This is a genomic window from Pseudomonas moraviensis, from assembly GCF_900105805.1.
Taxonomy (GTDB): domain Bacteria; phylum Pseudomonadota; class Gammaproteobacteria; order Pseudomonadales; family Pseudomonadaceae; genus Aquipseudomonas; species Aquipseudomonas moraviensis_A.
In genome coordinates this window covers 4,661,750-4,676,008 of sequence record NZ_LT629788.1, presented here as the reverse complement: position 1 = coordinate 4,676,008, position 14,259 = coordinate 4,661,750, and the positions used below count along the sequence as shown (strand labels likewise).

General features: G+C 61.0%; 13 protein-coding genes and 1 pseudogene. 9 read left to right on the top strand and 5 right to left on the bottom strand.

Annotation, left to right across the window (positions count from 1 at the left end):
- Positions 1–101 precede the first annotated feature (101 nt).
- Positions 102–521, top strand: coding sequence for a nucleoside diphosphate kinase regulator (rnk, locus tag BLU71_RS20985; RefSeq protein WP_042607112.1), 420 nt, complete (start codon positions 102–104; stop codon positions 519–521).
- A 9-nt stretch (positions 522–530) separates the two neighbouring features.
- On the opposite strand, the gene BLU71_RS20980 is transcribed toward rnk, so the two are convergent.
- The 3 genes from BLU71_RS20980 to BLU71_RS20970 form a co-directional block, all read right to left on the bottom strand.
- A complete protein-coding gene (locus BLU71_RS20980; protein WP_065616349.1) occupies positions 531–3,368 on the bottom strand; it encodes a class I adenylate cyclase in 2,838 nt (945 codons plus the stop codon).
- A 181-nt stretch (positions 3,369–3,549) separates the two neighbouring features.
- On the bottom strand, positions 3,550–3,795 hold the full coding sequence (locus tag BLU71_RS20975) for a TIGR02647 family protein (RefSeq protein WP_003229392.1): 246 nt from the start codon (positions 3,793–3,795) through the stop codon (positions 3,550–3,552).
- Positions 3,796–4,049: 254 nt separating this feature from the next.
- Positions 4,050–4,340, bottom strand: a complete 291-nt coding sequence (locus BLU71_RS20970) for a hypothetical protein (protein WP_083353809.1) — start codon at positions 4,338–4,340, stop codon at positions 4,050–4,052.
- A 123-nt stretch (positions 4,341–4,463) separates the two neighbouring features.
- Here BLU71_RS20970 and BLU71_RS20965 point away from each other — a divergent pair, with 123 nt between their 5' ends.
- Positions 4,464–5,123, top strand: a complete 660-nt coding sequence (locus tag BLU71_RS20965; RefSeq protein WP_083353808.1) for a glutathione S-transferase — start codon at positions 4,464–4,466, stop codon at positions 5,121–5,123.
- Positions 5,124–5,253: 130 nt separating this feature from the next.
- Here BLU71_RS20965 and argH read toward each other — a convergent pair whose 3' ends face one another.
- Positions 5,254–6,648, bottom strand: coding sequence for an argininosuccinate lyase (gene argH / locus BLU71_RS20960; RefSeq protein ID WP_042607108.1), 1,395 nt, complete (start codon positions 6,646–6,648; stop codon positions 5,254–5,256).
- Between the two features lie 469 nt (positions 6,649–7,117).
- Here argH and BLU71_RS20955 point away from each other — a divergent pair, with 469 nt between their 5' ends.
- The 7 genes and pseudogenes from BLU71_RS20955 to BLU71_RS20930 all read left to right on the top strand — a co-directional run bounded on the left by BLU71_RS20955 (position 7,118) and on the right by BLU71_RS20930 (position 13,511).
- Positions 7,118–7,864 (top strand): LytR/AlgR family response regulator transcription factor, encoded by a 747-nt coding sequence (locus BLU71_RS20955; RefSeq protein ID WP_042607107.1) that lies wholly within the window; start codon positions 7,118–7,120, stop codon positions 7,862–7,864.
- 138 nt (positions 7,865–8,002) lie between these two features.
- Positions 8,003–8,944 carry a hydroxymethylbilane synthase gene (gene hemC, locus BLU71_RS20950; RefSeq protein WP_042607106.1) on the top strand — a complete coding sequence of 314 codons (942 nt, stop codon included), beginning with the start codon at positions 8,003–8,005 and terminating at the stop codon, positions 8,942–8,944.
- A pseudogene (locus BLU71_RS27830) lies at positions 8,941–9,687 on the top strand (uroporphyrinogen-III synthase); the annotation flags it as partial. The gene hemC and the pseudogene BLU71_RS27830, both read left to right, overlap by 4 nt.
- Positions 9,688–9,723: 36 nt before the next feature.
- Positions 9,724–10,866, top strand: coding sequence for a uroporphyrinogen-III C-methyltransferase (locus BLU71_RS27825; RefSeq protein WP_231982544.1), 1,143 nt, complete (start codon positions 9,724–9,726; stop codon positions 10,864–10,866).
- Positions 10,863–12,101 (top strand): heme biosynthesis protein HemY, encoded by a 1,239-nt coding sequence (locus BLU71_RS20940; protein ID WP_042607105.1) that lies wholly within the window; start codon positions 10,863–10,865, stop codon positions 12,099–12,101. The genes BLU71_RS27825 and BLU71_RS20940 overlap by 4 nt, the downstream gene beginning before the upstream one ends.
- Positions 12,102–12,318: 217 nt before the next feature.
- Positions 12,319–12,870: a disulfide bond formation protein B gene (locus tag BLU71_RS20935; RefSeq protein WP_064364664.1), complete on the top strand. Its 552-nt coding sequence runs from the start codon at positions 12,319–12,321 to the stop codon at positions 12,868–12,870.
- Positions 12,871–13,052: 182 nt separating this feature from the next.
- Entirely contained in the window at positions 13,053–13,511 is a 459-nt protein-coding gene (locus BLU71_RS20930) for an Rsd/AlgQ family anti-sigma factor (RefSeq protein ID WP_039757408.1), read from the top strand.
- A gap of 57 nt (positions 13,512–13,568) precedes the next feature.
- On the opposite strand, the gene BLU71_RS20925 is transcribed toward BLU71_RS20930, so the two are convergent.
- Complete coding sequence (locus tag BLU71_RS20925; RefSeq protein ID WP_083353806.1) at positions 13,569–14,234, bottom strand: FKBP-type peptidyl-prolyl cis-trans isomerase; 666 nt, start codon at positions 14,232–14,234, stop codon at positions 13,569–13,571.
- Positions 14,235–14,259: the final 25 nt, after the last annotated feature.

The window sequence follows — 14,259 nt, the reverse complement described above, 5'->3', positions numbered from 1 at the left end:
GTGTCCGCGGACGCCTCAAACCACCGAGGCACGGTGAAAACCCCGTCTTTTTTGGCGGGGTTTTGCTTTTTTTGTGCAGAAGAAAGGAGTCTGCCTGGATCATGACCGCACCTTCCATCACCCTTACCCGTCTGGACGTGCAACGTCTGGAACGCCTCATCGACAGCCTGAGCGACAAAGACCAGGCTGCGCCGGGCGTGATTGCGCTGCAAACCGAGCTGGACCGCGCCGATACCGTGGTCGGCCACGATGAAGTGCCCGCCGATGTCGTGACCATGAATTCCCGTGTGCATTGCCGCGAAGAAGGCAGTGGCAAGGATTACCACCTGACCCTGGTCTACCCCAGGGACGCCAACGCCGACGAAGGCAAGATTTCCATTCTGGCCCCGGTCGGCAGTGCACTGCTGGGTCTGAAGGTCGGCCAGCACATCGATTGGCCGGCTCCGGGTGGCAAGTCGCTGAAGCTGACCTTGCTGGAAGTGGAATCGCAACCGGTCAACGGCGGCGCTTTTCCCGAATAAATCCCTGCCTCAAACCTGTTCGAGCGCATCGTTCAAAGAGCGCTCCAGGTCCGCCTTGTAGCGCAGATACAGATTGCTTGAACTGTGCCCGTCACCGAGCAGACCCGACAGGTCGAGGTCGGTGATGTAGCAGCGATAGCGCTCGGTCTCGCGGCGCTGCTCGACGATCTCCCGGGCGACCACGCTGAACAGCTGGTCGCCATGCTCCAGCTCGCTGAATTCCCGCTGATTGCAATACAGGGTGACCTGCACTTCGCCGTGCGCGGCTTTGCCAATGATCGCCTGCACGTCGTAGAACGGTTTGTTGGCTGGCGTCTGCGGCGCCGGCCGGGTTTCGACTCTGCGCGATCGCCCCGGGCCTGACAGCTGGTAATACAAGGTTTCGGGACTGCCCGCGGGGCCACCTTCCATCGGCAGCCGTGCTTCACGGCGATACTGGATCGATTGCACAAAGCGCTGCAACGGCACCAGCAGACTCTGCTCGTCGTGGTACGGCAACTGCTGTTGCCACAAGGCATTGAATTCATCCAGCACGTACAGCTCGGCCTGCTGTTCGCTGATGCGGTAGAACACCTGAATGCACTCCGGCTGACCCATCGGCAGAATCAGCGCGAGATCGTGATCCTCGAGTGCCATCGGGTCCAGGTGCAGCGGGCTGTAGCGCGGTTGTTCCTCGCCCAGATAATCGAGCAGCGCCGGCAGGGTGGCGAGGGCAACATGGTTGACCTGACCTGGGACCAGCTCCAGCACGTGATAGTGCTGCTGCACCTGGATCAGGTAGCGGTGATTCAAGTCGCTGAGCAATAGGGTCTGGGCGGTGTCGACGATTTCCTCGACGCGGCGCGCAATGAATTGCGCACGGTTGTGGCAGAAGCAGCGCACCTTCAGCGACGGCTGCACGAGGCCGCGCGGCAGATTATTGAGGTAATCGCGCAGGCAATCGAGCAGCGCGTGCGGGCCGTCGAAGCGATTGACCAGCACTTCGTTCCAGCTGTTGAGCGTGACCTGATCAAGGGTCAGCACGAGGTTCTCGCGCACGCCGGCATAGCTCAGCGAGTCGGTGCGCTCGGTGGTCATCAGGATGTTCAGATCGCGGTGGTGCTTGAGCGGGTCGACGCCGACGTTGATCAGCAGTAGCACTTCGCTGGGCACAGCGGCGCGCAGCAAGGGCTCTTCGGCCACGGTGGGCAAGGGCAGGGCGATGCACTGCTGCAGGCTGCCAAGCAGGTTGAACAGCTCGAACTCGCTCAAGTCGCTGGTGCCCGGATGCAGGGCCAGACGCGTGCTGCTGTCGATCACGCCGTTGCGGTGGCACCAGGTCAGCAGTTCAAGCAGTTCGCGACTGCGCTTGATCGGCGCGAAGTGTTCCCACTCCAGCGCCGTGAGGCTGCCGTTGTACAGGCCCCACTGGGTCTGCCCCGGTTCCTTTTTGTTCGGTGACTGCACCAGGGTCAGGGTGTCTTCGGCCAGGTCCGGGGCGATGCCCGGATTGATGAACTCGACCTTGTCGGCCTTGCGCTCGAACGCCGCATACAAGCGCCGGCCGAGGATATTGAGGTCGCGCTTGTTGATCAGGCTGACGGTCTGTTCGCTGCGGGCGAACTGGGTCAGGAAGCGATAGCTGTAATTGAGTTCGTTGACCAGTGCGCGACGCTCAGCGCTGACCTGCCGCACTTTCCACTGACTGCGACTGTCGAGCAGCGCCAGTTGTCGCTGATCCCAGTGCCATTCGCCGGCCAGGCGTTCGAGCAGTGCGCGTTGCCAGCCCTGGCTGCGGCTGTTGCCGGTGAGCTTGCGGTTGACCTTCAGGTACAGCGCACGGCGCACCAGCTCAAGCCGTTCCGGCTCGTTGCGGGCAATCAGGTATTCCTCGATACGCCGGTACACGACCATGTACGGGTCCAGCTCATCGAGATCGAGCTGATTGGCGAACACGGCCTTCTTGAAGCGCAGGCTCAGGCACTGCACCTGCGGATGTTCGCTGGCGTAAACCTCGGTCAGTAGCAGTTTGAGCACCGACTTGTAGGGCGACTCGATGCCTTTGAACAACTGCCACAACCCGGCGCCGATGAATTCCCCCGGCGGAATCGTCGCCATCGGCCCCAGATCAAGCGTCTCGTCGGCGCGAATAAAGCGTTTGGACAGCAGGGTATGGGTGTAGGCATCGTAGGCCGTTTCTTCATAGACCGGCACCAGCCACCAGATTGGCGTGCGCCCGGCCAGCCAGATTGCGGTGCGGTAAAACTCGTCGAGCAGCAGATAGTGCTGGGTGCTGCCGCAGTTTTCCGAACTCAGCTGCGAGTCTCGTTCGCCTTTCACGAACCGCGCCGGGTCGATCAGGAAGAAATGTGCCTCGGCGCCCTGACCCGCGGCCCAGGTTTCGAGCAACTGGCATTTCTTGCTCAGTTCACTGAGTTCGCTGTCGCTAAGATCAGGCGCGTGGCAGACCCATACGTCCATATCGCTCTGATCGGCCTGGGCCAGTGTGCCGAGGCTGCCCATCAGGAACAGACCGTGAATCGGTCGCGGCGGATTGCTGCCGTGACGCGGTTTGTAGGAGAACGAGCGGGTCAGCCGTTGCGCCTCAGCTAGCGTGTTGGCGTCCGGCTCATAATTGGACAATCCGGCCGGCGTACTCCCCGAGACATAACCGGGCAGCAAGGGATGATTGACGTGGAAGAACAGCGGCAACAGCGTCAATACGCTTTGCTGGCGCGTCGACAAGCCTTCAAGCGCACGGCCGAGGCGCCCTTCGTTGAGTTTGAGAAAACGTGCGCGCAGTTGGCTGAGTACCTTGCGGTCGATGCCTTCGTCCAGGTCGGGGCGGATTTCGTGGGTGCGCGTCATGTCAGCTCAAACCGGCTTGCAGGCTCGGACGTGGAGGTCTCGGAATGGCCGCAGTTTAGCCTCTGCGCAGCAGGACGTTTAAGCTGAATTTGTTTTTTGACGGCAGATTTTTATCGACAGCGATCAGGCGGGCCCGCGGAAATCCCGTGGCAGGAGTTCCCGTGGGCAAAGTCAGGGAAAATCAGGCGGTTTCCTGCTCTCTCAGAATCGTCAGTACGGTCTGCACGTTTTGCGCGGCATCGCGACCGAGGCTGGTCAGATACCCGCCATCGGGCTGGTCGGTAAGTTCTTTTTCGAAGAGGCGCTTGGCAGCAGCGATGTGTTTCGGGGCAGCGGTCTGATGAATTTTCAGACCTTCCTGGGAACTGTCCAGGTTGAAGAGTGCAAGGACTTCCAGTTCGGCAACCAACTCAGGGGTAAGCGACATAAGGACTCCAGACTTTCTAGGAATTGGACGACAGCGCCTCTAAGGTGAACCCGCTGGTGCGGCATGTCCAGTGCGCAGATCAGGGGATTTTGTCTTGAGGCGAATTCCAGTGTAGTCGGGTAACGGCAGATGGCTGGATGGAGGCGTAACAAACATTGTAGGAGTGAGCCTGCTCGCGATCGCGTTCTTTCAGTCATCACCGATGTGTTTGAAAAGACGCTATCGCGAGCAGGCTCACTCCTACAGGATCGGGGTTACTGTTTTTCCGGTGGCAGCTCTGGCAGCTTGCGCAATGCCGTTTCGTACCATTCGGTGTCGAACGGGCGGTCTTCATCGAGCATCGCGTCAATCTCGAAAGCCAGCACGTGAGCCATCAGATTGAGGATCTCCTCACGGTCCATGCCGACCAAAGTCAGCTTGTTCAACGTCGCCCTGGCCGCCGGCGGGTTGTCGCTTTCGATCTGGTTCTCGATGGCTTCGAGCAGCGTCGCTTCGGTGAATGCTTCTTCGTCGTCATCGTTGACGATATCTGTCGGCTCGCTCATGGCAGGCTCCTCAGGGAAAGGCGCCAGTTTACCCGCATTCAGCGGCGTGATGCTGCTGGCGGGAAACGCCGCCGCGATCTATAAACAGGCACTGCCCACCCCGCACGGCCTGGAGGCTCTGTGATGTTCAAACTCTACGGATTCGCTGTCAGCAACTACTTCAACATGGTCAAACTGGCGCTGCTGGAAAAAGGTCTGCCCTTCGAAGAGGTGACTTTTTACCCGACACAAACTCCGCAATCACTGGCCATCAGCCCGCGGGGCAAGTTCCCGGTGCTGGGTGTCGACGCCGGTTACATCAACGAAACCGCGATCATCCTCGAATACCTCGAACAATCACAGAAGGGCACGCCGCTGCTGCCCAGCGATCCATTCGAACGCGCGCAGGTATTGGCGATTGCCAAGGAGATCGAGTTGTACATCGAGTTGCCGGGGCGTGCCTGTTACGGCGAGGCGTTTTTCGGCATGACGTTGCCTGAGGCGATCAAGGAAAAGACCCGCTCCGAATTGCTGCTGGGCTTCGCAGCGCTGGGGCGTCACGGCAAGTTCGCCCCTTATGTGGCGGGTGACAGCCTGAGCATTGCCGATTTGTATTTCCTCTACAGCGTGCCGCTGGCCTGTGCAGTTGGGCAGAAACTGTTCGGAATCGATTTGCTGGCCGAGATGCCACAGGCGAAAGCGTTGCTGGAGCGGCTTGAGCAGAATCCGCATGTGCAGAGGATTGCGGCGGACAAGGATGCAGCTATGCCGGCGTTTTTGGCGATGGTGGCTGCCAGGAAGTGAGTTTTGTAGCGCTCTGAAGGAAGCCTTCGCGAGCAGGCTCGCTCCCACATTGAATCGGTGGTGAACACAAATTTTGTGAACATCCCGAATCCCTGTGGGAGCGAGCCTGCTCGCGAAGCTTTTTTGGCTTTTAGCGGCTGGCGATCAACGCCTGACCGCGAGCCACTGCAGCTTTCACCTGCGCTGGCGCCGTCCCGCCGATATGGTCGCGAGCATTCACCGAGCCTTCCAGGGTCAGCACGGCAAACACATCCTGCTCGATCTGGTCGCTGAACTGACGCAGTTCTTCCAGGCTCATCTCGGCCAGATCCTTGCCAGTGTCGACGCCGTATTTCACCGCGTGGCCAACGATTTCGTGGCAATCGCGGAACGGCAGGCCACGGCGCACCAGGTAGTCCGCCAGATCGGTCGCGGTAGAGAAACCGCGCAGCGCCGCTTCCCGCATGATCGCGTGTTTCGGCTTGATCGCCGGGATCATGTCGGCAAACGCGCGCAGCGAATCGCGCAGAGTGTCGGCGGCGTCGAACAGCGGTTCCTTGTCTTCCTGATTGTCCTTGTTGTACGCCAGCGGCTGGCCTTTCATCAGGGTCAGCAGGCCCATCAGCGCGCCGAACACACGGCCGGTCTTGCCGCGCACCAGTTCTGGCACGTCGGGGTTTTTCTTTTGCGGCATGATCGAGCTGCCGGTGCAGAAGCGGTCCGGCAGATCGATGAACTGGAACTGCGCGCTGGTCCACAGCACCAGCTCTTCGGAGAAGCGCGACAGGTGCATCATCGCGATGCTCGCGGCCGAGCAGAATTCGATGGCGAAGTCGCGATCGGAAACGTTATCCAGCGAGTTGCCACCGACGGCGTCGAAGCCGAGCAGTTGCGCGGTGTATTCGCGATCGATCGGGTAGGTGGTACCGGCCAGCGCGGCGCTGCCCAGCGGCATGCGGTTGGTGCGCTTGCGGCAGTCGACCAGGCGCTCGTAGTCGCGGCTGAGCATTTCGAACCAGGCCAGCATGTGGTGCCCGAAGGTCACTGGCTGCGCAGTTTGCAGGTGGGTGAAGCCGGGCATGATGCTCGCCGCTTCACGTTCGGCTTGCTCCAGCAGGCCTTTTTGCAGGCGGGTGATCTCGGCGAGGATCAGGTCGATTTCATCACGCAGCCACAGGCGGATATCGGTGGCCACCTGGTCGTTGCGGCTGCGCCCGGTGTGGAGCTTTTTACCGGTGACGCCGATGCGGTCGGTCAGGCGTGCTTCGATGTTCATGTGCACGTCTTCGAGGTCGACGCGCCAGTCGAACTGGCCGGCTTCGATTTCACCCTGGATGGTGTTCAAGCCATCGATGATGCTGTCGCGCTCGGCATCGCTCAGCACGCCGACCTTGGCCAGCATGGTGGCGTGGGCGATCGAGCCCATGATGTCGTGGCGATACAGGCGCTGGTCGAAAGTGACGGAGGCGGTGAAGCGGGCGACGAAGGCGTCGACGGGTTCACTGAAGCGGCCGCCCCAGGACTGATTGGTCTTGTCAGTGCTCATGAATTCGCTCGTATCGGCTTGAAGAAATGGCGTGAAACGCTGGCGCGGATGATAACAGGGTTGCCAATCCTGTCGCTGGCACCGGTCGACAGGTTTTTTTCCTTAGGTGTCAGGCGTGGCAGGCGCTGTCTGTAAGGGATTTACAAAAGGATATTTTTTGATTGAGCAATATCGTTCCGACGAACGTCTACAGTGGACATAAGGGTCGGTACATACGCAGATCATGCAAAGGTCTGGCCACCGACTATAAGAAGAGGGGGCGGGTGAGTTGTCCATCAGTCAACCACCGTGAGAAACGCAGGAAACAGTGGGCTCTGAGCGGTACGACCCGGACGCTGGCAAATATTGCTGGCCGACGTACGGCACTTTTTGGCGCTCGGGCTAGTCTTAGCGTGGATCGCGGTGACGCAGGTCACTACACCTGTCTACGCTATCCTTGTGCGAGACTCACGCAGGAATCCAGCGCAATATGAATGTCCTGATCGTTGATGACGAACCCCTGGCTCGCGAGCGCCTAAGCCGTATGGTGAGCGAACTCGAGGGTTACACAGTCCTGGAGCCCAGTGCCACGAATGGCGAGGAGGCGTTAGCGCTGATCGACAGCCACAAGCCGGATATCGTGCTGCTCGATATCCGCATGCCGGGCCTCGACGGCCTGCAGGTTGCTGCCCGACTGTGCGAACGAGAGACGCCGCCGGCCGTGGTGTTTTGCACCAGTCCCGATGAATTTGCCGTGGAAGCCCTGCAGGCCAGCGCCGTGGGCTATGTGGTGAAACCTGTGCGAACCGAACACTTGAATGAAGCCCTGAAGCGGGCTGAACGTCCCAACCGGGCGCAACTCTCGGCCCTGACCCGTCCCGCAGCCGAAAGTGGCAGCGGCCCACGCAGCCACATCAGCGCGCGCACCCGCAAAGGCATCGAGCTGATTCCGCTGGATCAGGTGGTCTACTTCATCGCCGACCACAAATACGTGACCCTGCGTCACGAAGCCGGCGAGGTGCTGCTCGACGAACCCCTCAAAGCCCTCGAAGACGAATTCGGCGAACGCTTCGTGCGTATCCACCGCAATGCGCTGGTCGCCCGCGACCGCATCGAGCGATTGCAGCGCACACCACTGGGACATTTCCAGTTGTTCCTCAAAGGCCTCAATGGCGATGCGCTGATTGTCAGCCGTCGGCATGTCGCTGGCGTGCGCAAGATGATGCAGGGGCTTTGACCCGGTCGTCACCGGGCCTTTCGACTTCTTCTACCCGGCATGGCAGGCCAGGGAGGCCACGCCGTTTTCTGATTCAGGTCAAAGTGGAATTGACTGAGCTGTTATTATCCGCCGTATCTATTCAGTACGGATTGCTCCATGTCCCCTCGCGAAATCCGCATCGCCACCCGTAAAAGTGCGCTGGCCCTCTGGCAGGCCGAATACGTCAAAGCCCGTCTTGAAGCGGCCCACCCGGGCTTGCTGGTGACGCTGGTGCCCATGGTCAGTCGCGGCGACAAGCTGCTCGACTCGCCACTGTCGAAGATCGGCGGCAAGGGTCTGTTCGTCAAGGAACTGGAAACCGCGCTGCTGGAAAACCACGCCGACATCGCCGTGCATTCGATGAAAGACGTGCCGATGGACTTCCCGCAAGGCCTGGGCCTGTTCTGCATCTGCGAACGTGAAGACCCGCGCGATGCATTCGTCTCCAACACCTACGCAAGTCTTGAAGCGCTGCCGACCGGTGCCGTTGTCGGCACATCTAGCCTGCGCCGGCAGACGCAATTGCTGGCGCGTCGCCCGGATCTGCAGATCCGTTTTCTGCGCGGCAACGTCAACACCCGTCTGGCCAAGCTGGACGCCGGCGAGTACGACGCCATCATCCTCGCAGCGGCTGGCCTGATCCGCCTCGGTTTCGAAGATCGCATCACCTCGGCGATCAGTGTCGATGACAGTCTCCCGGCCGGTGGCCAGGGCGCGGTCGGCATCGAATGCCGCAGCGCCGATAATGAAATCCACGCCTTGCTCGCGCCTTTGCATCACGCCGATACCGCTGCGCGGGTGAACGCCGAACGTGCCCTCAACAAACATTTGAACGGCGGCTGCCAAGTGCCGATCGCCTGCTACGCCGTGCTCGAAGGCGAGCAGTTGTGGTTGCGCGGTCTGGTTGGTGAGCCGAGCGGCGGCAAGCTGCTCAGTGCCGAAGCGCGCGCGCCACGCGCTGACGCCGAAACATTGGGCGTGCAAGTCGCCGAAGATTTGCTCAAGCAGGGTGCTGACGACATTCTCAAAGCGGTGTACGGCGAGGCGGGTCACGAGTGACGGCCTGGCGCCTGTTGCTGACGCGCCCTGCGGATGACTGCGCGGCGCTCGCCGAACAGTTGGCCGGGCACGGGATTTTCAGCAGTTGCCTGCCGCTTTTGGACATTGTCCCGCTGCCGGTCTCTGACAGTATTCGTCAGGCGATCAGGCGATTGTCGGCCTGCAGCGCAGTGATCGTGGTCAGCAAGCCGGCGGCGCGGATCGCGTTAGATCTGCTCAAGTGCGAAGGCTCGGTACCGCTTACCATGCCGTGGTTCAGCGTCGGCGTGGCGACCGCCGAGATTCTTCGCGAGCACGGTCTTGATGTGAGCTTTCCGGCGGATGGCGATGACAGTGAAGCTTTGCTGCAATTGCCGCGTCTGCGCGAGGCGGTCGGCCAGCCCGGTGCGCAGGTCCTGATCCTGCGCGGCGAGGGTGGTCGTGAGCTGCTCGCCGAGCGCCTGCGTGCGCTTGGTGCTAGTGTCGAGTATCTGGAGTTGTATCGCCGCGACCTGCCAGCCTACCCGCCAGACGAGCTGCCGCGGCGGATCGAAGCGGAACGCTTGAACGGGCTGGTGGTCAGCAGTGGACAGGGTTTCGAGCACCTGCGGCAGATGGCCGGCGATGCCTGGCCGAAGATCGCGCAGTTGCCGTTGTTTGTTCCAAGCCCGAGGGTCGCCGAGCTGGCACGTGCCGCCGGGGCTCAAACAGTTGTGGATTGCCGCGGCGCGAGTGCCGCGGCTTTGCTGACGGCATTACGGGAATTTCCGCTGCCGTTTTCTAATGCAAAGGATGGATACGTGAGCGAAACAGCCTTGCCAAAAGATGACGTCCAGCCTGCGCTTGATGCCCAGGTTGAAACTCCACCACCGGCCAAAGAGCCGCGCCGAGGCAATGGACTGGCGATTGTTGCCCTGCTCCTCGGCGCCGCCGGTGTCGCCATCGGTGGCTGGGGTGTCTGGCAGGTGCGCCACCTGCAGAACAACACGCAGCAGCAGTCGAGTCAGGTGCAGGCGTTGAATGATCAGGCGCAGAGTCTGAAGCTCAACGAACAACGTCTGACCGAACGCCTGGCGCAGTTGCCCGGTGCCGACGAGCTCGCCGAGCGTCAGCGTCTGGTCACGCAATTGCAGGGCGATCAGCAGCGCCTCAATCAACGTCTGGAAACCGTCCTCGGCGCCAGCCGCAAGGACTGGCGTCTGGCCGAGGCCGAGCACTTGCTGCGTCTGGCCAGCCTGCGCCTGTCGGCATTGCAGGACATCAGCAGCGCGCAGGCACTGGTGCAGGGCGCCGACGAAATCCTCCGTGAACAGAACGACCCGGGCTCCTTCGCCGCGCGCGAGCAAGTGGCGAAAACCCTGGTCGCCCTGCGCAGCACCGAACAGCCGGATCGTACCGGACTGTTCCTGCGCCTGGGCGCGTTGCGCGATCAGGTCATCGAGCTGACCGAGCTGGCGCCTGAATACAAGGATCGCGGCGAGTCGCTGCTGGGCCTGACCGCCGACGGCGATGGCGCCAGTCGCTGGGCGCAGTGGTGGGACAAGGTGTCGCGCTATATCCGCATCGATTTCAACGCTGACAAGAACGTCAAACCGCTGCTCGCCGGGCAAAGCCTGAGCCAGGTGCGCCTGGCCCTGAGCCTGGCGCTGGAGCAGGCGCAGTGGGCGGCGCTCAACGGTCAGGCGGCGGTTTACACCCAGGCGCTGGCCGAGGCGCGCGATGTGCTCAAGGGCAATTTCAACCCGGACAACCCGCAAAGCAAAACCATGCTGGAGCAGGTGGGCGAACTGAGCAAGGAACCGGTCACGGTCAAAACCCCGGATCTGACCGGCACCTTGAGTGCGGTGCAGGGGTATCTCGAGCGGCGTAACGTCAATGCCGAAGAATCGGTGAAACCGTTCGCCAAGCCTGCCGCCGACCCGGCGCAGGAGGCGACCCCATGAAGCGCCTCTATGTAATCGTGTTTCTGGTCATCGCTGCGACGGCAGCGCTGGGCCTGGCGATCGCCGAGCATTCCGGTTACGTGCTGGTGGCGTACAAGAGCTTCCGCTATGAATCGAGCCTGTGGGCAACACTGGCAGTCATCGCGGTGCTGTGGCTGCTGTTCTGGGGCATCAAGGTGTTGGTCGAGCTGGTGATGACCTCCACCGGCGTGGTCAATCCGTGGTCGCGGCGCAATCGCAGCCGTCGCGTGCAAGTGGCGATCGAACACGGGCAACTGGATCTGGCTGAAGGTCGCTGGGCCAGTGCGCAACGGCATTTGACCCGCGCTGCGGAAGCCGAGCGCCAGCCACTGCTTTACTACCTCGGCGCCGCACGTGCGGCGAACGAACAGGGTCAGTACGAAGAAAGCGACCGTTTGCTCGAGCGTGCGCTGGAACGTCAGCCGCAAGCCGAGTTGGCGATAGCCTTGAGTCATGCCCAACTGCAGACCGATCGCGGCGACACCGACGGTGCGCTGGTGACCTTGCAGGCGATGCACGAACGGCATCCGCGCAGCGCGCAAACGTTGCGTCAATTGCAGCGTCTGCATCAGCAGCGTGGCGAATGGTCGGCGGTGATTCGTCTGCTGCCAGAGTTGCGCAAAGACAAAGTGCTGCCGCCAGCAGAACTGGCTGAACTCGAGCGCCGCGCCTGGGGTGAAAACCTGTCCTTGGCCGCGCATCGCGAAGAAGACGGCACGGTCGGTCTGCAATCGCTCAAGCGTGCGTGGGAGCAGCTGACTTCGGCGCAGCGTCAGGAAGCGCCGCTGGTGCTCGCCTATGCTGAGCAACTGCGCCAGCTTGGTGCTCAGGTCGAGGCCGAAGAAGTGCTGCGCACCGCGCTCAAGCGCAAATACGACAGCCATCTGGCGCGTCTGTATGGCCTGGTTCGTGGCAGTGATCCTGCGCGTCAGTTGCAGACTGCCGAAGGCTGGCTCAAGGAGCATCCGGCCGACCCAAGCCTGCTGTTGACCCTCGGGCGTCTGTGTCTGCAAACCAGTCTGTGGGGCAAGGCCCGTGATTATCTGGAAAGCAGTCTGCGTGTGCAGCGCAATCCAGAAACCTGTGCGGAGTTGGCGCGTCTGCTTGCACAGCTCGGCGATACCGAACGCAGCAATCAGTTGTTCCAGGAAGGTCTGGGGCTGCTCGATGAGCGGCTGCTGGCGGCGCCTTTGCCGGTTGCAGCGAAGGTCTGAAAGGCGGGGGAGCTGGCTCCCTCGCGAACTTTCAATGAGTGAAAATTCCACTTCTTCAGGTGCCTGAGGCAAAGTCCTACAGGGTGGTTCACCGTTTCCCTCCGGCCCTGTCGGGTTTTCCCTACACCTCTGGTGAACTGTCGGCAGGCCCTCGCCTTGAAAGGCTGACACGCTTTCCTCTACCGTAACCGTCTGTCTCTACTGTTACGGAAAAGCCATGTCGTTGGCCTGCTCACGCTCCTTGTTCTTCATGGCTTTCATTGCGGGGGCCTTTGCTCTGGGAGCTTCCTATTATCTCGAATACGTGGTCGGCCTGACGCCTTGCACCTTGTGCCTGGTGCAGCGGCTGTTCCTCACTCTGCTGTGCATTGTCAGCGGCGTGGCGGCGGTTCACGGTCCGCGGCGTGTGGGCATGTGGTGGTACTGGCTGTTTGCGCTGGGCGCGAGTCTGGGCGGAACCACCGCTGCCTGGCGGCAGGTGTTGATCCAGAGTGACTCCATGCTGCAACTGGTCAAATGCTCGCCCACCGTGGAATCGCTTTTCAGCGGCTTGCCGTGGATATGTGCTTTGCAACGGATGTTCAACGGTGGCGCCGATTGCGCGGAAATCTCATGGACGCTGTTCGATCTGAGCATCCCGGAATGGAGTCTGCTGTTTTTTGTCGGTGTCTCGATTCTTGCGGTTTATCAGTTGCTGCGTCTGATCTGGAGCGCCCTGCAGCGACCGGTCAGCGACGAAGCGTCGCATCACTCGCTGGTCAGGGATTAAACACTTGTATGAACTTTATCTCCTGCGTACCTTGAAGCCATAGGCGTGCGGGCATAATCTGGCCGGCACGTGTCATTGGATTTATGTTGCTCGATGACGCTCTGCCCGATCGTCCACCCAGTCAAATCAGAACAGGGGCGCGGGTGTAGAGCAGCATGACCCACAAGGGAAGAGAGATCGCCATGCTCGAAAGTTGTCAGAATGCTCAGGAACGTTGGGGTGGGGTTCATCTGCTGATCGACCGCTGGTTGCAGGAGCGTGAAGAGCTGATCGGCGCCTACGACAAACTCGGTGCGCAGCCTGATTCGCTGTCCGAAAGCCGCAAGCCTTTGCTGGAATTTTGCGGTGTGCTGGTCGATTACGTATCGGCGGGGCACTTCGAAATCTATGAACAGCTGACTGGCGAAGCCAAGGCGTTCAACGACAAGCGCGGTCTGGAACTCGCCGAAACGATCTACCCGCGCATCGACGTCATTACCGAGAAGCTGCTCGCGTTCAACGACCTGTGCGATGAAGGCAAATGCGTTGCAGAGAAATTCAAGGAGCTCGGGGGGTTGCTGCACGAGCGCTTCGAACTTGAAGACTGCCTGATCGAAGTGCTGCACACGGCACACAAGGCAGAAGATCCGGTTCAGGCCTGATCCACGACCTTCATGAAAAACGGTGCGCCCGAAAGCGCACCGTTTTTTTATGCCCGATCAGCTCGTCGCACCACGCAGTTCCACTTCAAATACCAGCGGCGTGAAGGGCGCGATCAGGTCGCCGGCACCGTCGGCGCCATAGGCCTGATCCGATGGAATCACCAGCCGCCACTTCGCACCCACCGGCATGTTCTGCAAGGCGGTGCGCCAACCGGCGATCACGCTGTCGAGGTTGAACCACTGCGGCTGGGTGTTCTGATCGAACACGGTGCCATCCGGCAGCTTGCCGACATACAGCACCTGCACTTTTCCGTCGGGGCCGGCCTTGGCGCCACTGCCCGCAACGAGCTCGGTCAGGAGGATGCCATCGGCCAGTTCCTTCACCCCCGGCTTGGCTTTTTCTGCGCTGAGAAAACGTTGCTCGTTTTCCATCGCGGCGTCGCTCGATTGGCGTGAGGCCTGCTCGGCATTGCGCGATTCGTGATCGGCGAGAATCTGTTCGATGCGCGCTTCACTCAATGCCAGTGGCTTGCCCTGATAAGCCTGTTGCAGACCTTCGATCAGCGCCTGGACCTGCAACTGCGGCACCTCCTGGCGCAGCCGTTCTCCGAGGCTGGCACCGAGGCTGTAAGCCAGGTCATGAGCATCGTTCGCGGTAGTTTTTTCATCAGCATACGCCGCCGAAAAAAACACGCAGAGGGACAAAATAATGTAGCGCGACATGGGCACTCTCCGACCTGAGATGCGG